Below are 21,159 nucleotides of genomic sequence, written 5' to 3' on the forward strand. Positions count from 1 at the left end.
TTTCTGCTGTGATCAGCCCTCGTTTGCCGCTGCGTACTCTGTAGCCCATCCGTCTACGAATGCGCTTACCACGCCGTCCCATTCGCCGGTGCCCTGTGCGTACTCAAGAAGTGCGCTGCCGACGCCGTTCTTCCAGTTTTCAGACGGCATTGTTGTGAAGCACCATGCTACTGCGGTATGTCCTGCTGCGATGTCCTCGTTTGCCGCTACAACCAGCGGGTTAGCCGGAGCATATTCATCACCGATAGAGGAGAACGGAGTTACAAAGCCCATATCCTGTGTCAGAGCAGTCTTACCGGTCTCGCTGGTTACTACCCAGTTCAGGAAATCAAGTGTTGCCTGGATGTCTGCTTCAGACGCTTTGCTGTTTACGCACCAGTAGTTCTCAGAACCTGTGCAGAGACCCTGATTCTCTTCGCCTTCTGCGCCAATGTAGATCGGCATCATGCCAAGATCCTCGTCTGCTACTTCATTACCCTGGATATCGCCGTATGCCCAGGTACCATTCTGATAAAATACTGCCTCGCCTAATGCGAATTCAGAAGCTGCATCCTCGCCAGTTTTGCCGGAGAGCATCGTCGGCTCACAGGTAGCGTTGTTGATGTACAGATCCCAGATTGCTTTGTAGTTGTCAAGGTAAGTGCCCTTGATCGCATCGGTGGAACCGATACCGTCTGCCTGATATTCATAGTAGATCGGCAGGTTTGCAAGGTGTGTCTTGAATCTCCAGTCAGAGGAGGAATCCATACCTGCGGAAGTGAATGCGCCGAGAATTCCAAGCTCATCCTTCTTCGCCTGGATATCTTCTACGACTGCTTTGAAGGTATCAAAGTTGTTGATCTCGTCCATAGAGGTAACTACTGCGCCCTCTGTCTCGAAGTAAGCGTTCATCAGCGCCTTGTTGTAGATGATGCCGTAGGTCTCGATTACATATGCGATACCGGATACAGAACCGTCATCATTTACCAGCGCAAAGTCGTCGCTCTTTAAGTTCTTGTAAATCTCGCTGTCCTTTAAATCCAGGCAGTAATCTTTCCATGTTGCAAGGCCAACCGGACCATTTACCTGGAACAGTGTCGGAGCTTCGCTCTTTGCCATCTCGGATTTCAGCGTGGACTCGTAGGTGCCGGAAGCTGCGGTAACAACCGTAACCTCTACGCCCGTCTCATCCGTGTAAGCTGCCGCCAGGTCTTCCCACTGCTCAGCCTGCTCCGGCTTGAAATTCAGGTAATAAACCTTTCCGGTTTCTTCTGCGCTTGCCGGTACGGCTGCCAGACCTGCTACCATTGCTGCGGATAATGCCACTGATAATGCTTTTTTCATTGTTTTCATAGTGCCTCTCCTTTTCTTTTATAAAATTGATTTCTTTTTGGAAACGTTCTCGGTATTGTTACCGGTAACGTTTCCGGTTTCTGGTATTATAATAGCACTGTTTGGAAGTATTGACAAGTCCTTTTTTCTCCCTTTACACTATTTCGTTTGATTTTCACAAAATCAACGTCTTGTTTTTGTGCATTTTCTCTAATACCTCTGCGTTTACCACGTTGTTTCACACTCTGCATCTGCTGCCCGTAACTGTTCAAAAAAGGGCAAACAATACGGCGGCCGGATTCTTCATCCAGGCCGCCGCATTGTTGCTGCTAGACCACCGTTTTCCGTTTGCGCCTTGTCAGTATTACGGCGATGCCAACGCCGGAAATACACATCAGGGCGATCCACATCCATATGCCGGAGTCGTCGCCGGTCTTTGGGCTGGCCTTCCCGGCGCTGCCGGTTTTGCCGGGACGGGTGCTGTTACCTGCCGCCGGGCCGGATGTCCGCTCCGTCTCGCTGCCTGGCGTTTCGGTTTCCTCCGTTTCACTGCCGGGCGTTTCCGTTTCCTCCGTTTCACTGCCGGGCGTTTCCGTTTCCTCCGTCTCACTGCCGGGCTCCTCTTTCTTCTCCGCCAGCACATAATAACTGTTATGATCCGTCTGAAATGTGATCCGCTTTCCGTCCACGCTGCTGTCCATCACAGTCACATTGCCTCCCGTGGAAAGGTGGCAGATGACCGGGGACGCATACGCTTCCAGCGTCTCCACTGTGACCGTGACCGTCCGGCTGACCTCCACACGGTTCCCATCCTGATCGATGAAATAAATATCCATCGGATAAATATTTGTCCCATAGGCTGCCATGCAGCTTTCAAACCAGCGAAAGCCCTGTGCGTCCGTTTTCGGGATGGGATATACCACCAGACGGAGTTCGTTCCCCGTGACGCCGCTGACCGCCACGCTGCTCCCGTCCCCCAGCGTGACCGCCGCTCCCCCGTTTTCCACAGGGGCAGTATACCGGTCTGACTCCTGGATATACCGCGCACGTACCTCAATCTCGGTCTTTCTGCTTTCCGTCAGCGCTGCCGCAGAACAGGGGAGCGCCATAAGCAGGCACAAAAGCAGGGCGATGCCCAAAGCCCCGGTCCGTTTCCTTTTCATCATTTCCCACCTCCCATCGTGACTGTCGTTTTCAGGGATACGCTTCCCTCTGAGTAATAGGTCTCCGGCTCATATGCCATCAGCTTCAGTGTGACGGCGTCTCCGTCCTCTGGCAGCGCATCAAGGGTGACGGACTGCACATATTCTCCGGGTCTTATCAGCCCGGTCTCTCCGAGCGTATCTCCCTGCGCATCCAGCACCCGCAGCTTTAACCAGACCGTATTTTCCGCCGGGTTCGTCAGCCAGATATCCGCCGTGTCCCCGTCCAGGATGACAGCACCGCAGACGGAGACCTGAAAAGCCTGCGCATCCAGTTCCTCCCATCCCAGACCATCCGGTACGTCGGGCGTCCCCTGCACAGCAGAAGGATCAAAAGGAGGAGGGGTAAAATCTGTCTGTCCGCTTCCTTTGCCGGCGCCGAAGGCAAGCACTGCGGTCATCACCGCCAGGGCAGCCGCACAAAGGACTGCCGCCAGCAGTAACAGCAGATCTTTCTGTTTTTTCTGATTCAAGATGTTCTGCCCCTCCTCTCATGTTTCTTTTGACCACTATTTTTAGAGCCGTCCTGTCAGTTCCCTGCCTGTTCGGACGCCGTGATCGTAACCGTGATCGTGCCGATGGTAGCCCCATTTGTATTTTCCGGGAGCGTACCGGTCGGTGTGACGGTCAGTATCCCTCCCGTCTCCTTCCCTGCGCCATTCTCACCGTTCCCGTTGTCGGCGGTACCAAGCTGCAGGGAAGTCTCCGTAAATTCCATCCCGGCACTCTCATAACCTGTTTTCGCCTCATAAGCGGGCGTTGCCGTGATCCCGGCATTGGAATGGTTGGTAACGGTAATGGTTCCTGACTGGCTGCCCCAGCCGCCCTCTGTAGCTCCGTTGTAAGTATGAGTGTCCGGATCCCACGTGCCTTCGGAGCCGGACGTATAAGTAAAGCTCAGGTCCGTCCATGCGATATCTACCTTATATCTTGCAGCGCCGGACTGTCCTTCTTTATAAGTACCCGTGACATTCGCCACAGCGCTGCCGCCGATCTGGTCAACTGTCTTGGGGCTTTCATCCGCTGCAAAAGCGGTGATGTTCACGCTGCAGGCCAGCGCAAGGGAAAGAAACAATGCTGCTGTCTTCTTATCTCTCATAATAAATCATCCTTTCTTCAGAAAATTACATTTCGCGTCTCTGCGATTCGGGAATGCTTCCGGAAGGCCAGAAACAGTCCCGTGCCATTCTGCGCAAAACAGCTGTTTACTGTGCGGCGGAGACCTTTACGGTGATCGTACCGACCGTCACGCCCTCAACGCTGACCGAAGCGTTCGGCGTTCCGCTGATGGTAAATGTGGACTTTTTGTTGTCTGCGGAAGCATAGCCGTTTTCTGTGCCGGCTTTCAGGGTATATGCCGGTTCATCCAGCGCGCCGCTTATGCCGTTCCCCTCAACCGGAACGTATTCCAGGGCAACGGCAACATCCGCATTGGAATGGTTCGTCACGGTAACGCCTGCCGTGGTCTTATCCCATCCGGCGGAGGTGTTATCCGTGTAGGTGTGGTCGGACGGGTTCCATGTACGGGTACCGCTCTCGTGATAGGTAAAAGTCATATCGTCCCATACGATATCCACGCTGTAGACCGTATCCGTGGCGGTGCCTCCCGTATACTTTGCCGTGACGTCAATGGGCTGGCTCCCATTCTCCCCGACAGTCCCGCTGCCTCCCGCTGCCAGAGCGGCGGTTCCCATGCCTGCCATCAAAGACAGTGCCAAAAACGCTGTGATCATTTTTTTCATGATATATTCCTCCATTCAGTTTTGATCGTCCGGGCATTTTAAGGGCGCCCGTTTCCCTGTTTATCTACACCTCCAGCTGATGCTTTGAGGCTGTAAACCACTTTCATTCGCTGACGGTGATGGTGACAGGTATTTCTGTGTTCACCACTGCCTTCTCCCCGGTGTCCGGGTCATAGTACAGCACTGCAAATTTCCCTTCGTAGCCTCCCGCCGACAGCTTCCCCGCCGCGCCGTCCAGCAGCTCCAGCGCTGTCACCTGGTTTCCGGGCTTCAGCAGGCCGGACTGGACGATGATCTCATCCTGTACCACGATCTGCAGCACCATGTCCTGCGTGGATTTCGTCGGGTTGGCGAAGAAAAGCTTTGCCGTCCCCGCTGACAGGGAGATATCTACTTCGTTGGAATAGCTTAAAGATACGGCTCCGCCGCCCTCCTCTGCTTCCAGCTTTTCATCATCCTCATCCCCAATAGGTTCTGCGTTCGTTTCTTCCTGCTGGGGCGCATAGTCCGGCGTAAGTGCCGGAGCCGTGTCCCGGAAGAACAACGCCCATATGGTCACGCCGACGGCGATGACCGTGATGAGCAGGAGAAGCAGGATCAGGATCTTGCTCCTGTTCCCGTTTTCCCTGTTTGCATTCTGCATCATTCCTCACCTCCTATCGTGACTGTGACCGTGCCGAGCGTCCCGGCGGTAAAATCAGAAGACGGTCTGCCCGCCAGCGCCAGGTGCGCTTTTCTTTCTTCTCCCCTGGCCAGAGCCACAGGCGCATCGATAAAGTTCCCGTCATCACCGGAAAATCTTCCGGATACGGTTGTAACAGACGGGCTGTACAGATAAGAAACCGTGGTATCCACGCTGCCTGTGTTTTTGACTGTAATGGAGTCTCCTCCATTGTCCGCCGTCCACTTACCTTCCTCATAGGTGTAGGTGTCCGGATTCCATGCGCCGTCTGTGTAGGTGTATTCCAGCGCATCCCAGGAAACCTCCACGGAGATAACATCTTCATTTGAATTCTTTACGGTTACGGTGCCGTAACCGTCCGCCGCAGAAAGACTGCTGCCAGCCGCAGCCTCCTCTGGAATCAGTGTCTGCGTACCATCTTCCGCCACAGCATACAGGGAATATCCCTCTGCCGGCAGATCGCCGGCAACTGTTCCGTCCTTCAGATATACGCTGCATACACTTCCGGTAAAGGTTCCGCCAAAAAGCTCTGGAACCCTCTTATTCTCAACCCCCGCGTAAATACCATATTCTCCATAAAATGTCCCGCCATAAATACAGATCTGGACTTCCGCTTCTGTGCTTCTTTCGTACAGATAAATACCGCTTCTTGCGCCGTCGAATTCTCCTCCGCGGATTGTCAGCTTCACCGCCTCTTGCGTACCATGCTCGGCATACACTCCGTGATATCCCGTTCCGCGGATTGTTCCGCCAAGTATCTCCGCCTCCCCATAGGACATGTAAAGCCCGTAATCGCCAGTAACGGTTCCTCCGGAAACTGTCACGTTTCCGCCTACATTCCAGATACCGATATCAATTCCGCTGACCAGACCGCCGTTTACTGCAAGCTTCCCGCCCTGTACAAACGTTCCAAAAGACAAACTATTTCCTGTCGCTTTGATCTCGGCGTCTCCTTCGACAGAAACCTGCCCGCCATATATCCCTATTCCACAACCATATCCTGCAATCAGTCCGCCGCTGATCTGTACCGAAGCATCCTCCCCGGCGCCCTCCGGCAGATAAATGGCATAATTGCCGACCACCTCTCCGCCTTCCACACTGAGACTGCCAGACTCCACGTAAATACCGAAGCCCTGCCCGCCATAGCCATAGGTAATGGTATTTCTGACGGTTCCACCGGCAAGCACGAAACTGCCTCCGGTAATCTTGATAATGCCTCCCGTTTTTTCGTTATTGCTGCCTGACAGCGCGATATCGTCCGCCATTTTCAGTGTAATGCTGCTGCCTGCCGGAACCTCCAGAGAATCCGTTCCGATATTTATGTTCTGCAGAAGCGTGACTGTTGCATTCTCTCCCGCTGCCGCCGCAGCACTCCATGCCGCATTGAGAGCATCCAGAACAGTTTCATATTCTTCTCCGGTGGAATACAAGGTTTCACTGCCGCCCATCTCCACCAGCGCAACATACTCCAAATTGCGGGCCACCGTGACCGTACCGTAACCGTCCACTGCAGAAAGCTCTGTGCCACTTAGAACCGTATCCTCAATTCTGACCGTTGTGTCATCTTTTCCAACGTAACAGTCATGATACTCTGCCAGCAGCCCCGCCAGGGCGGTATTATCCTTACAGGATATGCTATAGGTGCCGCCGATAAAGGTTCCGCCGGACAACTGTGTATTATCAGCTTCGGTAGAAAGTCCGATCTCCGTGCCGGTAATCGTTCCGGACAGAACCGACAATCTGCCCTCGTTATTCACACCTGTTTTCCCATTGATGGTACTTCCGTCAATTTTCATCGTTCCCAGACTATGGATTTTTACCCCGTTATCCGCACTGTCGATGGTTCCTCCATTCAGGTAAGCCGTTCCATCATACACATATACGCTGGCGCTTTCTCCGCTGATTTTCCCGCCGTTTATACTGACGCTGCCGGAAAACACCTGTACACCATACTGTCCGCCGGAAATTACAGTATCACCTATGGTAACACTTCCAGTGACACCGTCGTTTATTCTTATATATACTCCGTCTCTCGTGCCGCTGACATTCCCTCCTTTCAAATCAATGTTTCCTCTCGCATATATTCCATAGTAGCTGTCGTCGCCGTTGGCCGCAATGCTCCCGTCTTCAAGCGTAAAATTCCCAGAATCAGGAACCCATATTCCATATGGTCCGCTCGTAACGATACTGCCGCTTTTCATGGTAAAGCTGCCAGAACTACTTACATAGATTACATAGTTAGCTTTTTCTGCAGACAGGACAACCCCTTCCTGCATAGCAAGTGTGATATCCGAACCAGTCTCCACCCACAGAACCGACTGGCATGTCACACTCGTCAGCAGCATAACCTCTGCGGAATCCACAGCGTTTGCCGCCGCCCATGCTTCATCAATATCCGTATACCAGGCCGCCTCTCCGTCCGCTGTCACGCTGGCTACAATCGTTCCCTGTGCATCGCAGCCATCTACCGTACACCTTCCATTTTCATCCCAGGTATGATTTTCTGACACCTTTGCGCTGCAGACCACGCATTCTCTGCTGTGGGTTTTTCCATCCCCGTCATCTGTCCATGCGCCGTAGCTGTGTTTGCACTCGCCTATGGTCACGGTGCCGTACAGCCTTGTTCCAGTCAGATCCGTAATCAGATTTTCTGCAATCACATCCGTTCCGCTGTAATATGCCATGCCCGGTTCCAGTATCGTCTGCAGCGTTCCGCTCACATTCCTTAGTAGTACCGCAGCCGAATTATCAGCAACCAGATAGGTTCCCGTAAAGGTTCCGCCGGAAACAGTGCCGGAACCGCCGTCTACGATTGCCAGACCGTTGTATCCGCTGGCGCTTCCCCCGTTTATCTCCGCCGTTCCTCCTTTGTATACGCAGATGCCGGAATGTCCGTCCGCCTGTGCGACAGCCGAGCCGCCGTTCATGATAAATTTACCGCCGCCACTTACTGCAATGGCATTGCTTCCATTTTCGCCATTTTTGACAGTTCCGCTCACCAGTGTAAACGTACCGCCTGCGATATTAATCAGACCGCCATTCGTTTCGTTTGCGTCGCCGAACAGGGTATGATTCGTCCCCGCCGCACTGGCAAAGATGATGTCGTCGCCGCTTTCCACGGTCAGCGTCGTGCTGACTGTCACATTCTGGAGCAGCGTCAGTGTTGTCTGCGTATCCCCGTTGCTTAGCTCTTTTGCCGCTGCCCACGCTTCTTCTATGGAAATATAATACTCTGCCATCCTGCCGCCGTCCCTGCTCACGCTTGCCGCTGCCGTCTCTGTCGCGTCGCAGTTTTCACAGGTGCGAATATAGTTTCCGGAGCTGTCTGCTCCCCATGCACCCCATTTATGCTCTCCGCTCTCCTCTGCGCCGCAGTCCGAACATGTCCGGATATGGTTCCCGGTTTCCTCATCCTCTGTCCATGCTGTCCAGTTATGGGCTGCGGTTTCTCCGGTTCCGCAGTATTCGCATACATGAGTGTGGTTTCCATCGCCCGCGTCAGACCAGCCGCCATAGCTGTGATTCTCGCACCTGCCCACGGTATAGATTCCGGCCGGAAGCGTCGGACTTGTCGTATTCACACCATAGGACGGGGTCTCCGCCACATTCTCTCCGCTATAGTAGGCATAGCCTTCCTGCAGCAGTTTTCCAACGCCGGCAGAATCGGTGTCGCAGGAAATCGCACGGTAATCTCCGATAAATGTGCCGCCGGTAAGTACTGCGTCTTCACTACCGATAGAAAGACCATCGCAGCTGCTCTTTATTGTTCCTCCGGTAACAGTAACCGTAACTAAGGAAGCGGCAAACATTCCATAAGCAGGTTCACCGGTCCTTGCATTGGTTCCGCTGATCGTTCCAGACTTAATTTCAACAGCGCCACTCATTGCATAAACACCAGCAGCGGGGGAATTGCTGTCAGTAACTCCAGAAAGCATTCCGCCCTCGACAATCATTTCGCCTCCATTTACACAGATAACATACGCATGCGCATCATCCCCGGCAGTGGTATTTGTAATATTGCCGCTCCGGACAGTCAGCTTTGCATTCTCCGGCACAATAATCATTCCGGAAGACGCTGTGGAATGCGAACCGGAAAGGGTAAATGACTGACCTTCCAGCGTAACATCGCCGGAAATGATAATATTCTTTTCTGTTTCCAGGTTCACATCGCAAAGCAATGTGACCGTCGCCAATTCCCCTTCGCCGACGGATCCGAAGGCATCCGTGATATCCGTATAATAAGCCGTTTCCTCATTCGCCGTCACCCGTGCGACCATCTGTGCGCCGCAGACCGTACAGCAATAATTCTCTTCACTGATCTGGTGCGCCTCTTTCTTCAGGCCGGGATCGTTGGTCCAGCCCGCTTCGCCGCTGCAGCGTTCATAATAGTAAACTGTCGCTCCGGAAAAAACGGGCAGGCTGTCCGTCCCGATTTCCTGCTTCCAGACGTCTCCTTCCGGCTCCGTCACCGTCCCGTCCTCTGCGATGCTCCCGCCGTTCAGCAGCCATGCCGCCATGCCGGAAGCAAATTCCTCCGCCGTCAGGCTCACGGTGATGCCGGAGCTTACGTCATCCGCGATGCCGGTTCCCGCTGAGGTATCCAGATAATAGCAGACCGTGACCGAGCCACTGTTGTATCCTACAATGCCCGCAGCAGCAGTGTTGCCGCTTATCTCGCCGGTGCTGCAGCAGCCTTTGATGCTACCATAGCTCATTCCCGTAATGCCGCCTACATAGGTTCCTCCACTTACCTTGCCGGTATTGGAACAGTTTGTAACGGTGCTGCGCTGAATATCCCCGACAATGCCTCCGGCATAATAGCTGCCATAACCGCCGCCATTCACCGAGCCGCCGTTAGCACAGCCGGTAATCACTGTGCCGCCATCCGCTCTCCCGGCAATGCCTCCCACACCAACACTTCCGCTTACTTCACCGCTGAAGCTGCAGCCCGTAACCTTGCCCCTGGTGTTATATCCCAGAATTCCTCCCACATCGCTGCTCCCGACCACTGTGCCGCTGAAGCTGCAGCTTTCTATCGTGCTGTCGAAGGCGAATCCCACAATGCCTCCCACATACTCGGAACCTGCTACTGTACCGGTCACATAGAGGTTCCGGACCGTGCCGCAAAAATACCCGAACAGCCCCTGGTAATTCGAATCTGAGCTGACTGACAGACCGCTGACGGTATGTCCGCCGCCGTCAAAGACGCCGGCGAATCCCGCGCCCGGATTTCCAATCGGCGTCCACGGGCGGTCCCCAAGATCGATATCCGCCGTCAGCACCGCGCTGGCTCCCGGATCTGCTTCCTGTCCGCCGCTTCCGTTTACAAGCTCTGCAAACCAGAAGAGCTGCCCCGCGTTCCCGATCTCATATCTGCCATTCTCCTCCTTCCACACGGCCGGTTCATACGCGCCGCAGGCCGTGCAGATACCATCCGCATACGCATGCTCTTCGGTCATTTCCGTCCCGCAGTACGCGCACACCCGGCTGTGCCCGCTGTCGCCGCATGAAGCCCATTCACCAAAGGAGTGGCTGCCACACTTCCCCACGGTATAGGTTCCCGCCGGAAGGGCGTCGTCCGTGGAATCGACGCTAACGGCAGGCGTCCCCTCAGCCGTTCCTCCCGGATAATAAACAAAGCCATCCCCCAGCAGGTCGACCGCGTTTGTCTCCGTCTGCTCCGAATCGCAGAACACCGCACTCACGCTGCCGGTAAATGTGCCGCCGGTAAGTGTCCCTCCGCCAAGTCTTACGTACAGCCCGTACTGGCCGCTGAAGGTTCCCCCGCTGATATTCGCACTGGTATCTGTGAGGTTATAGGCAATCTCCGCTCCCTTCAGGCTGCCGCTGATGATGCCCCCGGTAACGGTAAGGCTGCCGTTTTCCGCACATACGCCGGCTCCCTCTCCGTCCGGTGCAAGGCCGCTGATCGTTCCCCCGTTTATTTCAGCAGAGCCGTTTTGATTCACATAGATGCCATAAACGCCAACAGAATTGCCCACATAACTGGATTCTGCGGTGACTGTCCCGGCGTTGAACACAAGCGTCCCGCCGCTGCCGACATATATGACAATGGTGCCATGCTTTTGTGAAGAAGTATTCTTATAGTTACCGCCGTTGACGGTCAGCTTCGCTTCCGGACGGACATCGATCATCCCCATCACAGGATAAGACATGTGCGAACCGGAAATCGTGTATGCCCCGCCCTCCAGCGTCACCGTACCGGTAACTTTGATATACCCCGAATCATACCCGGAACCTCCCAGTTCCACATCGTCAAGCAGGGTGATCACTGCCGTCTCCCCGTTGCCGACCGATTCAAAGGCCTTTTTAATATCGTCAAATTCCTCTGTTTCTCCATTTTTCTCCACCCTGGCAACCGGGTCGCTGACCGCCTTTTCCGCAATCGAGACGGCAATCTCCGGCAGCTCTGCGCCCTCTCCCAGGTCCAGATAATATTCCATTGTCCCGCCGCCGGTTTCCAGCGTCACTGTTTCCGGCAGTACCGGCGTGTAGACATAGATATTGCCGATTGCCGACTCATCGGAAGAAAATTCCGCCGCGCTGCTCTTTTCCGCGTCAATTTCCCATGTAATCCCTGTCAGCGTGACATTCTCTGTCTGTCCCTCCGTTCCCTGTTCCTCCGCCGCATGGACGGTCATCGCCGGGAACACACGATCCAGCAGGGACGTCAGGACGCCGCCTTCCGTCTGCCTCTCCGCCGGAGCTTCCGTCTCTGCGGGCGGGGCCGCCTGCAGGACTGCAGCGGTTTCCGGCTGTGTCTGGGCAGCTTCTGTCTGCTACACTGCGGCTTCCGTCACAGGATCCGGCTGGCTGGCTGCAACGGTTTCCGGCTGTGCTTCGGCAGCTTCTGTCTGCTGCACTGCAGCTTCCGTTTCCGTCACAGGATCCGGCTGTGCTTCGGCAGCCTCTGTCTGCTGTACGGTGGCTTCCGTCACAGGATCCGTTTGTTGGACTGCAGCGGTTTCCGACTGTGATTCAGCGGTCTCTGTCACAGTTGTCTCCGGCTCTGTCGGGGCTTCTTCCTGTACTACCGTTTCCGCCCCTACTTCTGCTTCTGTACCCGGTTCTGCAGCCGCCTCCTGCGTTTCCGACTCCGCAGATGCTTCTGTCGCATCCTCGCCGGAATCACCCGCCTGCAGCGCAAGCGCAACGGTCAGCTCCTCCGGCAGACTGATTTTGGACTGTTCCTCGCCGGCTTCCAGCGTCTGCTTCTTTATCTCATCTGAAATTTCCGCAAAGGAAAGAATTACCGCGCTATTTTTATTTTCACCGGCTGCCGCCGCTTCCGCCGGCAGGGAGCCGTCAAAGCTGCTCCCCAGCAAAGCCGCCGCCAGCGCCCATGCGGATATTTTCCGTAATTTCTGTTTTATCGTTCTCATCCCTGTATCACTCCTGTTCCAGAAGGGGTCTGCGCCCCGATTTCCATCCCCACTGCACCGCCGCGTTCCTTACCGTCTCCAGAAAACGTTCCTCTGAAAGCGGTCGGGGGATAAAATCAAAAATGTGGCGGCGGATCGCCATTCTTGCAAAATATTCATCATCTGTCACCCACACGATCATCGCCTGCGGATAGCGGCTGCTGCACTCCAGTACGGTTTCCATCCCCCGCGCACCGTCCAGCGCAATCACGATCATATCACTGTCCCAAAAGCGGAAATACCCATCCTGTTCCATATAATGAAGCTCCGCATCCGGTATCTCCTCCAGCAGCTTCCCCGACAGCATTTGGTATTCTTCCATGGATTCCGTGTAAAACACTGCCCGCATATGTGCGCTCCTCCCTTCTTTCTCTTTCCTGTATAAAAGCCAAAAAAGACCGCTGGCTGCACAGGCATAATACGCCCGCAGTCAACGGTCTTTCTTTTACAATATGGGAAAAGGCAGCATAAAAGGACAGAATTATCCTGTCTGTCTGTCTGTCTGTCTGTCTGTCTACAGATTATCTCATTTGGCAGCATCGTACGCAACCCTTTCCTGGAAAAATTCCTGCCTCGCGGCAGTTTTGTTGTGACGCTATTATAATATTTTTTTGTCTTTATTTCCATAGGGGCGGCACGAATCGTAAAAAATCCGGCACGAATTGTAATCAGACCGTGACCTATCCGCCATCATGTGCTATACTGTATACTGATTTTGGGTAAAGGAGGCTTTTATGCGGATTGCAATTATAGATGATATCGCTGCAGAACGAGAAATCCTGCACGAGCGGGTGAACGTACAGCTTGCCCGTATCTCCCTGCGCGCGGATATTTTTGAATATAAGAGTGGTCATGATTTCCTTTCCGCCGCAGAGGAAGAGCGGTTTGAAATGGCTTTTCTGGACATTTATATGGAAAATGAAAATGGGATGGACACGGCAAAGGAGCTGCGGCTTTTCGATTCCGACTGCCTGCTGGTGTTTACTACCACTTCCCGGGATCATGCACTCGACGGATTCCGGGTCCGGGCAATGCACTACCTTGTAAAGCCCTATACGGATGAGGAACTGACAGGATTGTTTGACGAGGCACTGGAGCGGCTCCCCAGGCCCGACCAGTATATAGAGATAACGCCCGTAACAGGCAGCACTATCTGGCTGCAATTGGGGGAAATCCTGTATGCCGAACACTTCCGGCACCAGATACATATCCATACGGCGGACGGACAGACCACCGTCACCCGCCAGACCTTCCGGGAATTTGCACAGCAGCTCCCAAAGGAGCGTTTCTTCCAGTGCAGCAGGGGCACCATTGTCAATCTGGAATATGCAAAGGATTTTAACGGCACGGCTTTCCTCCTCAAAAACGGGGAAAAGCTCCCTGTCAGCCGTGACCTTACAAAGGACGCGCGGCTTGCCTTCGGCGATTACCTGTTTCAAAGGAGGCCGGGACTATGACAGAATTTCTTTCCCCTGTGCTGGAGATGTCGGTTATCCTTCCCGGTCTGCTGCTGGCATATCTTCCCATGAAACAGTACCTGAAGCTGCCGCCCCGGAAGCTGGCAGCGCTTGCCGTCCCGTTTGCGATCCTGCTCTGCCTCTCTGGCGGCGCGCTTTGCTTTTTCGGTTCTGTCCGGGCGCTGTATATGCTGTTTCCCGTCGCAGCCGCCGCCGGGATCTTTTATCATTTTACATTGGATGTCTCACGTTGGAAATCCGTCTGTGTATTTCTTGGTGTGTGCGGGATTTTCTCCTGTCTCGGCAGCGCTGCAAATGCGGTCGACATCGCTTTCCGGCATGGGGAATCCGTTCTGTGGTTTACCCCTTACGGTTCCCTTTCATGGCTTGGAATGTGCACAGCGTTTCTCCTGGCCGCATGGTATCCGGCTTCTCACGCTGCAAGATCGCTGCTGGAGGATGAGGCTTTCGCACAGACCTGGTATGTGTTCTGGATTCTGCCCATATTGTTTATTTTGCTGAACCTGTTTATGCTCCCTGTCCATCCAAAGCTGCTCTTTGACGGACGGCTGCTGCAGATCTATATTGTGGTCAGCCTGTCGCTGCTGGCTCTGCTCTCGCTTTTTTACGCTCTGTTTTACTTCATGGCAACGAGCCTGAACCGCAACAGCCATCTCCGGCAAGAAAATGAATTTCTTTCCATGCAGCAGGCGCGCTATGACAGCCTGAAAACTGCCATTGAAGAAACAAGGGAAGCCCGCCATGACATGAGACATCATTGCGATGCTCTGCTGCGTCTCGCCTCACAGGAAAAATGGGATAGCCTGACAGAATACCTGTTAAGCGTCCGTGAACGGATTTCCGATACGGAGATGTATCTGTGCGATAACCAGGCGGCAGACAGCGTGGCAGGGCATTATGCGCTGCTTTTTGGCAATGCAGGCGTTCCCTTTGCCTGCGAACTTGATCTGCCCCTCCACCTGCCAGTGCCGGAAATCGACCTTTGCCTTGTACTTGCCAACCTTCTGGAAAACGCACTGGAGGCAAGCCTGAAAACAACACCCGCAAAAAGGAACGTCCACGCACAGGCCTATCTGCATTCCGGCAATGTAATCCTGCTGACCGTAGAGAATGCCTTTGACGGGGAAATCAAAGAAAAAAACGGCGTGCTGCAATCCTCAAAACGCCGGGGAGCCGGAGTCGGAACACAATCCGTGCGTCATATCGCGGAAAGAAACGGCGGGTACTGCCGGTTCCTGTACGAAGACGGGCGATTTGTCGCCAATGTCATGCTGCGCGCGGAAACAGAGAAAATTGCGGAATGCGGTTCCGGTATGCCTCGTGAAAGGCAGTAAAAAAGTAAAAAGACATACAAATACGCTGTTGGAAACCATGCAGTCAGACCGGCGGCCGGGAAGGAGTGTGAAGATAGATGGCGAGAGTGAATCTGCCGTATGGCATTGATAATTTTGAAAAGGTGCGGGAAAGTAATTGCTACTATATTGATAAGACCGATTTCATCAGGGAACTTCTGGATCGGACATTTGATGTGAACCTGATTACCAGACCGCGCCGTTTCGGAAAGACTCTTACGATGAGCATGCTTGCAGAGTTCTTCGACATCCGCAAGGATAGCAGGAAACTTTTTGAAGGACTTGAAATTGCAAAAGACACAGCGTTTTGTTCGGAATGGATGAACCAATGGCCGGTGCTGTTCCTGACACTGAAGGACGTGGATGGAAGCAGTTATCAGGATGCCTATGATCTTTTGCAATATATCATATCCGTGCTTTGTATAGAACATAATTATCTGACTGATAGTGATAAAGTTGATATTGCGGATAAAGAGCGTTTTCTACGGCTGAAAAGTGAAAATGGCAAGGTATCCGATGTAAAAAGTGCATTGGTTACATTGCTCCGTATGATGAATGCGTACTATGGAAAAAAAGTGATCTTGCTTGTCGATGAGTATGATGTCCCGCTTGCAAAAGCCAGCGACAACGGATACTACAAGGAAATGCTGAATGTGATAAAGATGTTCCTCGGCATGGCGTGGAAATCCAATCCGGACTTAAAATTCGCCGTAGTAACCGGATGCCTCCGAATCGCGAAGGAGAGCATCTTCACAGGAGCAAATAATTTTATTTCCAATTCAATATCCAGTAAAAAGTACCAGGATTGCTTTGGGTTTAGTGAGGCAGAGGTGACCGCATTACTGGATGCCGCTGAATTGCAGGATGCTTTGCCTGAAATGAAGAAATGGTATGACGGGTACCTCTTCGGCGGCAAAGAAATATACTGTCCATGGGATGTGATCAACCATGTAGATGCGCTGCTGACCGACCGGACTGCGAAGCCCGGAAATTACTGGATCGACACCAGCCACAACAACATCATCCGGCGTTTTATCGACCACCCGCAGATCAACGTCAACGATAAGTTTGAGACCCTGCTTGCCGGCGGCGTGATCCAGGAGCCGATCCGCGAGGATCTGACCTACGATATTGCCCCATTCCACAGAGGATAACCTGTGGAGCATCCTGTATCTGACCGGATATCTGACACAGGTCCTGCCGGAGAAGCTTCCGGAGGGAATACAGCCGGAGGAAGGAAAAATGGCGCTGCGTATCCCGAACGAGGAAGTAAAGTCCGTGTTTGGCAGTACGGTAAAAAAGTGGTTTGAGGAAAAGATGGTGGCACAGGACCGCACTGCTTTGTTTAAAGCATGGTGGGACGGCGACGCAGAAAAGCTGACGCAGGAGATCACAGACATCCTGTTTGACACGATCAGTTATTTTGACTACAAAGAGGATTATTACCATGCGATGGTCACGGGATTATTCCTGGGAGCGGGATATGCGGTGAATTCAAATTCAGAAGCAGGAACCGGCCGGGCGGACGTCATTATAAAAGAACAGCGGCGCAGGCGTGCGCTTGTGATCGAGGTAAAATGGTTCGGAAAGAAAGAAAATAGAAACAGCCTGGAAAAGGAATGTGCGTATGCGCTGCAGCAGATCGAGAAAGAGCAGTATAAGAAAAACCTGGAGCTTGAAGGATATAAGACCGTGCTGTGTTATGGTGCGGCGTTTCGTGGGAAGACCTGTCTGATAAAGACAGACGACTGAGACTGATACTTTGAACTTTCATCCGGTGTTTTCCACTTTGCCCAAAGGTTCCGGCATACCTGCTTATTTTAGGCTTGACTTGCGCAGATGCTTTGGCTAAAATAAGATTAAATCTTATTTTGGCCAAAGGAGGTCTTGCTGTGAATTATATCAAACGTGACCTTGAAGACAAAATTCTCTCCCTTTCCGAAGAATATTCCTGTCTGCTGATTACCGGACCAAGGCAGGTTGGTAAAACAACAATCCTGCGCAGGCTAATGACACCGGAACGCGGTTATGTTACGCTGGATGACTTAGAAGAGCGACGCATGGCTAAAAATGATCCGGCACTGTTTTTACAGGTTCACGATATTCCAATTTTAATTGACGAAGTACAATATGCGCCTGAGCTGTTTTCTTATATTAAAATTGCTATTGATAATGGTGTTGCTCCCGGCTCTTTCTGGCTGACTGGTTCCCAGGCATTTAAAATGATGGAACTTGCACAGGAATCGCTGGCCGGACGCGTAGCGATTCTGCATATGCCCGGCCTGTCTCAGCATGAAATTTACGGTACCGGACAAAATACGCCGTTTACCGTTGATTTAACTGCACTAAAAGCACGGAAAAGCATCGGGACACCTGTCAATATGGACGGAATCTATGAACGGATCTGGAAAGGTTCGCTTCCTGGGTATGTAAGCGGGAAATTCACTGACCGCAATGTATTCTATTCCAGCTACTTGCAGACCTATATCGATCGGGATGTCAGCGAATTGGTAGCCCTTGTGGATAAACTTCAATTTCAGGATTTTATCCGTGCCGCCGCCTGTCGGGTCGGACAAATGCTGAATATCCACGACATTGCTCAGGATGTTGGTGTTTCAGACGATACCGCCAGGCGCTGGCTGCAGGTCCTGGAGAAGTCCGATATTATCTTCTATCTTCGGCCCTACTCCAATAATTTACTGAAACGCACCATAAAGACACCAAAAATGTATTTCTTCGACACTGGCCTTGTGTCTTATCTGACGCGGTATACCTCTCCGGAGATTTTACAAAACGGAGCGATCAATGGGGCGATTCTGGAAAATTATGTAGTTTCCGAGATTATAAAAACCTACCACAACGCTGCACAGGACTGTCTGCTTTGGTATTATCGTGATAAAAGCAGTAATGAGATCGACATGGTCATCGAAAATAACGGGCAGCTGCATCCATTAGAAATAAAGCGCTCTGTCAATCCCGGAAGTGAACTGATCGGCGCATTCTCTGTGTTGGATAAAGGCTCCGTACCAAGAGGCAAAGGCGCATTAATCTGTATGCGTCCAGAGCTTTCGGCTATCAATGCAGATAATTATATCGTACCAATCTGGATGATCTGATGTGCATGTTTTGGTAGATGAAGCCCGAAAATGCTTCAAAAAGCCGCCCCGTCACCGGTGCGGCTTTTGCATTTCTCATATCTTTTATTTCCCTTTTGCGCTGTCTGCCAGCTCCAGACGCACGAGCGCTTTGCGCAGTGCAGTCTCGGCGCGGTTGAGGTTGAGCATGGGATCTTTTCTCTGCAGGCGGCGCTCCGCGCGAACCTGCGCTTCTTTGGCGCGGTTGATATCAATTTCCTCCGGCCACTCTGCCACCTCCGCCATGATCGTCACCTTGTCCGGCAGCACTTCCATGAAGCCGCTGTGGATCGCGGCAAGCTTTTTGCCGCCGCCCTCCTCCGTGATGGTGACAATGCCCGGCACGATCAGCAGCGTCATCGGGATGTGGTTTTTGTAGATACCCACTTCCCCCTCGCTGGTCGTCAGCTCCACCATACTTGCTTTTCCCTCATAGAATACGCGTTCCGGTGAAATGATATTCAGTTGAAACAATTTATCGTCTGCCATACGCTCACCTACTTCACACGGGCAAGAACATCGTCAATCGTGCCGGCGTTGAGGAAGAAGCTCTCCGGTATGTCGTCATGCTTTCCTTCCAGGATCTCGCGGAATCCGCGGATCGTCTCAGCGATCGGCACATAGCGTCCTTCCGTTCCGGTAAACTGCTGTGCAACATAGAACGGCTGAGACAAGAATCTCTGGATCTTTCTCGCACGGCTTACGATCAGCTTCTCATCCTCGGAAAGCTCGTCCATACCAAGGATCGCGATGATATCCTGCAGTTCCTTGTATCTCTGCAGAATTTCCTGCACACCGCGCGCCACCTTATAGTGCTCCTCACCCACAACGCGCGGGTCGAGGATGCGGGACGTGGACTCCAGCGGGTCTACCGCCGGATAAATACCAAGCTCTACGATGGAACGCGACAATACGGTGGTCGCATCCAAATGAGCAAATGTCGTCGCCGGAGCCGGGTCAGTAAGGTCATCCGCAGGCACATAAACCGCCTGTACGGAGGTGATGGAACCGTGCTTTGTAGAAGTAATACGCTCCTGGAGAGCGCCCATTTCCGTCTGCAGCGTCGGCTGGTAGCCAACGGCGGAAGGCATACGGCCGAGAAGTGCGGACACCTCGGAGCCCGCCTGTGTGAAACGGAAAATATTGTCGATGAACAGCAGCACATCCTTGCCGCCCTCATCACGGAAATATTCCGCCATGGTAAGACCGGTAAGTCCCACGCGCATTCTGGCTCCGGGCGGCTCGTTCATCTGCCCGAATACCATGGTGGTTTTATTGATAACGCCCGACTCAGACATCTCGTGGTACAGATCGTTTCCCTCACGGGTGCGCTCGCCCACGCCGGTGAATACGGAATAGCCGCCGTGCTCCGTCGCGATGTTGCGGATCAGCTCCTGGATGAGGACGGTTTTTCCTACGCCGGCACCGCCGAACAGACCGATCTTACCACCCTTCTGATACGGGCAGAGCAGGTCAACAACCTTGATGCCGGTTTCCAGCATCTCGGTGGAGGTAGCCTGTTCCTCAAAATCCGGCGCTTCCCGGTGGATCGGCAGATACTGCACATCCGTCGGCGCTTCTTTGTTGTCGATCGGCTGACCGATGACGTTAAAGATACGCCCGAGCGTCTTCTCTCCTACCGGTACCGAGATCGGCGCTCCGGTGGAGATCGCCTCCATCCCGCGCACCAGACCGTCCGTCGGTCCCATCGCGATGCACTTTACGGTGTCGTCACCCAGATGCTGGGCAACCTCCACCACAAGCGTGCCGCCATCCGACGTCGGAATATGAATCGCATCGTATATGCTCGGAAGCTTTCCTTCCGGAAACTTAATGTCAAGTACCGCACCGATAATCTGAGTGATTTTGCCTTTTACTTGTTCTGACATTCTTTTTCTCTCACTCCTTATCCGCCAATGCTTTAGCTGATCGCTTCCGCACCGGCAATAATCTCTGTTAATTCCTGCGTAATCGAGCTCTGACGCGCCCGGTTATACTGCAGAGACAGTTTTTCAATCATTTCTTCCGCGTTGCTGGTCGCCGAATCCATCGCCTGCATTCTGGCTCCGTTTTCGCTTGCCGCCGCCTCGATCAGCGAACCAAACAAAATACTGGTAACGTATTTCGGGATGATGATATCCAGCGACTGATCCTCCGCCGGTTCGTAGTTCATCGGCGTATTCAGATCCGCCTCACGCTGACGCGTCTTCTGCGTACCCGCCTCCAGCTCCTCCTCGGTAAATTCCACCGGCAGCAGCTTCATAAGCGTCGGAACATGCACCACCGTATTTTTAAACGCGGTGTACGCCACGTAAATCTCACCGATCTCGCCGTCCGTGAATGCCTTCAGCACCGCCTCACTGATCTCGCGCGCATCGGAATACATCGGATTGTTCATAACGTCACTGTAGTCGGCTCGGACATGATAGCCGCGTCTCTCCAGGAAGTCTTTCCCTTTTCTCCCGATGGTGATCAGCTCGATATCCTCTCTGGCAAAGCCGCTCCCGGTGACAAGCTTCTCCACACCGGAATTATAGCCGCCCGCAAGCCCGCGGTTGGAAGTAATCGTGATAATACATTTTTTCTTACTCTCTCCGCCCTGCAGGTAAGGGTGCCTGATCTGCCCGGAATGCGACAGGATATGGGCAACCGTGCGGTACATTTTTTCGAAGTACGGCTTCGCCTGCTCCGCACGCTGCTTTGTCTTCTGCAGTTTTACGGTAGATACCAGCTTCATGGCTTTTGTAATCTGTCCGATGCTCGATACACTGCTTTTACGCCTCTGTATGTCTCTCATGGAAGCCATTTGGTATCAC

At 53.1% G+C, this 21,159-nt stretch carries 17 protein-coding genes; 5 read left to right on the forward strand and 12 right to left on the reverse strand.

Translation table 11 applies throughout. The features are described 5' to 3' along the window. Nucleotides 1-12: 12 nt before the first annotated feature. From ACLU9Q_RS03270 to ACLU9Q_RS03310, 9 genes are all read right to left on the reverse strand, one after another. The gene (locus ACLU9Q_RS03270) at nucleotides 13-1,287 is read right to left on the reverse strand and encodes an ABC transporter substrate-binding protein (RefSeq protein ID WP_412624676.1); all 1,275 of its coding nucleotides are present in this window, start codon (nucleotides 1,285-1,287) and stop codon (nucleotides 13-15) included. A gap of 353 nt (nucleotides 1,288-1,640) precedes the next feature. Continuing rightward, on the reverse strand, nucleotides 1,641-2,477 hold the full coding sequence (locus ACLU9Q_RS03275; protein ID WP_412624654.1) for an LPXTG cell wall anchor domain-containing protein: 837 nt from the start codon (nucleotides 2,475-2,477) through the stop codon (nucleotides 1,641-1,643). Next, on the reverse strand, nucleotides 2,474-2,986 hold the full coding sequence (locus tag ACLU9Q_RS03280; RefSeq protein WP_412624655.1) for a hypothetical protein: 513 nt from the start codon (nucleotides 2,984-2,986) through the stop codon (nucleotides 2,474-2,476). The genes ACLU9Q_RS03275 and ACLU9Q_RS03280 overlap by 4 nt, the downstream gene beginning before the upstream one ends. A gap of 56 nt (nucleotides 2,987-3,042) precedes the next feature. Then, entirely contained in the window at nucleotides 3,043-3,612 is a 570-nt protein-coding gene (locus tag ACLU9Q_RS03285; protein WP_412624656.1) for a hypothetical protein, read from the reverse strand. Nucleotides 3,613-3,718: 106 nt separating this feature from the next. Continuing rightward, on the reverse strand, nucleotides 3,719-4,255 hold the full coding sequence (locus ACLU9Q_RS03290; RefSeq protein WP_412624657.1) for a hypothetical protein: 537 nt from the start codon (nucleotides 4,253-4,255) through the stop codon (nucleotides 3,719-3,721). A gap of 103 nt (nucleotides 4,256-4,358) precedes the next feature. Further along, nucleotides 4,359-4,901 carry a hypothetical protein gene (locus ACLU9Q_RS03295; RefSeq protein WP_412624658.1) on the reverse strand — a complete coding sequence of 181 codons (543 nt, stop codon included), beginning with the start codon at nucleotides 4,899-4,901 and terminating at the stop codon, nucleotides 4,359-4,361. Then, nucleotides 4,898-11,611 carry a GLUG motif-containing protein gene (locus tag ACLU9Q_RS03300; protein ID WP_412624659.1) on the reverse strand — a complete coding sequence of 2,238 codons (6,714 nt, stop codon included), beginning with the start codon at nucleotides 11,609-11,611 and terminating at the stop codon, nucleotides 4,898-4,900. The genes ACLU9Q_RS03295 and ACLU9Q_RS03300 overlap by 4 nt, the downstream gene beginning before the upstream one ends. A gap of 126 nt (nucleotides 11,612-11,737) precedes the next feature. Continuing rightward, nucleotides 11,738-12,340 carry a hypothetical protein gene (locus tag ACLU9Q_RS03305; RefSeq protein WP_412624660.1) on the reverse strand — a complete coding sequence of 201 codons (603 nt, stop codon included), beginning with the start codon at nucleotides 12,338-12,340 and terminating at the stop codon, nucleotides 11,738-11,740. Nucleotides 12,341-12,347: 7 nt separating this feature from the next. Beyond that, nucleotides 12,348-12,728, reverse strand: a complete 381-nt coding sequence (locus tag ACLU9Q_RS03310; RefSeq protein WP_412624661.1) for a hypothetical protein — start codon at nucleotides 12,726-12,728, stop codon at nucleotides 12,348-12,350. 385 nt (nucleotides 12,729-13,113) lie between these two features. Between ACLU9Q_RS03310 and ACLU9Q_RS03315 the strand changes: the two genes are divergently transcribed. From ACLU9Q_RS03315 to ACLU9Q_RS03335, 5 genes are all read left to right on the forward strand, one after another. After that, nucleotides 13,114-13,836: a LytR/AlgR family response regulator transcription factor gene (locus ACLU9Q_RS03315; protein ID WP_412624662.1), complete on the forward strand. Its 723-nt coding sequence runs from the start codon at nucleotides 13,114-13,116 to the stop codon at nucleotides 13,834-13,836. Further along, a complete protein-coding gene (locus ACLU9Q_RS03320) occupies nucleotides 13,833-15,191 on the forward strand; it encodes a GHKL domain-containing protein (RefSeq protein ID WP_412624663.1) in 1,359 nt (452 codons plus the stop codon). Before ACLU9Q_RS03315 ends, ACLU9Q_RS03320 begins: the two co-directional genes overlap by 4 nt. 77 nt (nucleotides 15,192-15,268) lie before the next feature. Then, entirely contained in the window at nucleotides 15,269-16,363 is a 1,095-nt protein-coding gene (locus ACLU9Q_RS03325; protein WP_296841200.1) for an AAA family ATPase, read from the forward strand. Then, entirely contained in the window at nucleotides 16,341-16,961 is a 621-nt protein-coding gene (locus tag ACLU9Q_RS03330; RefSeq protein WP_308594321.1) for a PD-(D/E)XK nuclease domain-containing protein, read from the forward strand. Before ACLU9Q_RS03325 ends, ACLU9Q_RS03330 begins: the two co-directional genes overlap by 23 nt. A 140-nt stretch (nucleotides 16,962-17,101) precedes the next feature. Further along, nucleotides 17,102-18,325, forward strand: coding sequence for an ATP-binding protein (locus ACLU9Q_RS03335; protein ID WP_296837486.1), 1,224 nt, complete (start codon nucleotides 17,102-17,104; stop codon nucleotides 18,323-18,325). An 84-nt stretch (nucleotides 18,326-18,409) separates the two neighbouring features. Here ACLU9Q_RS03335 and atpC read toward each other — a convergent pair whose 3' ends face one another. The 3 genes from atpC to atpG are packed head-to-tail and all read right to left on the reverse strand — an operon-like array spanning nucleotide 18,410 to nucleotide 21,149. Continuing rightward, nucleotides 18,410-18,832 carry an ATP synthase F1 subunit epsilon gene (atpC, locus tag ACLU9Q_RS03340; RefSeq protein ID WP_296837483.1) on the reverse strand — a complete coding sequence of 141 codons (423 nt, stop codon included), beginning with the start codon at nucleotides 18,830-18,832 and terminating at the stop codon, nucleotides 18,410-18,412. A gap of 8 nt (nucleotides 18,833-18,840) precedes the next feature. Next, nucleotides 18,841-20,232, reverse strand: coding sequence for a F0F1 ATP synthase subunit beta (gene atpD, locus ACLU9Q_RS03345; RefSeq protein ID WP_296837480.1), 1,392 nt, complete (start codon nucleotides 20,230-20,232; stop codon nucleotides 18,841-18,843). Nucleotides 20,233-20,264: 32 nt separating this feature from the next. Then, the gene (gene atpG / locus ACLU9Q_RS03350; protein ID WP_296837477.1) at nucleotides 20,265-21,149 is read right to left on the reverse strand and encodes an ATP synthase F1 subunit gamma; all 885 of its coding nucleotides are present in this window, start codon (nucleotides 21,147-21,149) and stop codon (nucleotides 20,265-20,267) included. Nucleotides 21,150-21,159 lie beyond the last annotated feature (10 nt).

The sequence above is a fragment of the Marvinbryantia sp. genome, assembly GCF_047017445.1.
GTDB lineage: Bacteria > Bacillota > Clostridia > Lachnospirales > Lachnospiraceae > Marvinbryantia.

What these genes read in the sequence shown, in the direction of transcription:
- ACLU9Q_RS03270 (WP_412624676.1), bottom strand. Translation starts at nt 1,287, where the DNA reads ATGGTAGCAGGTCTGGCAGCCGTACCGGCAAGCGCAGAAGAAACCGGA.
- ACLU9Q_RS03275 (WP_412624654.1), bottom strand. Translation starts at nt 2,477, where the DNA reads ATGATGAAAAGGAAACGGACCGGGGCTTTGGGCATCGCCCTGCTTTTG.
- ACLU9Q_RS03285 (WP_412624656.1), bottom strand. Translation starts at nt 3,612, where the DNA reads ATGAGAGATAAGAAGACAGCAGCATTGTTTCTTTCCCTTGCGCTGGCC.
- ACLU9Q_RS03290 (WP_412624657.1), bottom strand. Translation starts at nt 4,255, where the DNA reads ATGAAAAAAATGATCACAGCGTTTTTGGCACTGTCTTTGATGGCAGGC.
- ACLU9Q_RS03295 (WP_412624658.1), bottom strand. Translation starts at nt 4,901, where the DNA reads ATGATGCAGAATGCAAACAGGGAAAACGGGAACAGGAGCAAGATCCTG.
- ACLU9Q_RS03305 (WP_412624660.1), bottom strand. Translation starts at nt 12,340, where the DNA reads ATGAGAACGATAAAACAGAAATTACGGAAAATATCCGCATGGGCGCTG.
- ACLU9Q_RS03310 (WP_412624661.1), bottom strand. Translation starts at nt 12,728, where the DNA reads ATGCGGGCAGTGTTTTACACGGAATCCATGGAAGAATACCAAATGCTG.
- ACLU9Q_RS03315 (WP_412624662.1), top strand. Translation starts at nt 13,114, where the DNA reads ATGCGGATTGCAATTATAGATGATATCGCTGCAGAACGAGAAATCCTG.
- ACLU9Q_RS03320 (WP_412624663.1), top strand. Translation starts at nt 13,833, where the DNA reads ATGACAGAATTTCTTTCCCCTGTGCTGGAGATGTCGGTTATCCTTCCC.
- ACLU9Q_RS03325 (WP_296841200.1), top strand. Translation starts at nt 15,269, where the DNA reads ATGGCGAGAGTGAATCTGCCGTATGGCATTGATAATTTTGAAAAGGTG.
- atpC (WP_296837483.1), bottom strand. Translation starts at nt 18,832, where the DNA reads ATGGCAGACGATAAATTGTTTCAACTGAATATCATTTCACCGGAACGC.
- atpD (WP_296837480.1), bottom strand. Translation starts at nt 20,232, where the DNA reads ATGTCAGAACAAGTAAAAGGCAAAATCACTCAGATTATCGGTGCGGTA.
- atpG (WP_296837477.1), bottom strand. Translation starts at nt 21,149, where the DNA reads ATGGCTTCCATGAGAGACATACAGAGGCGTAAAAGCAGTGTATCGAGC.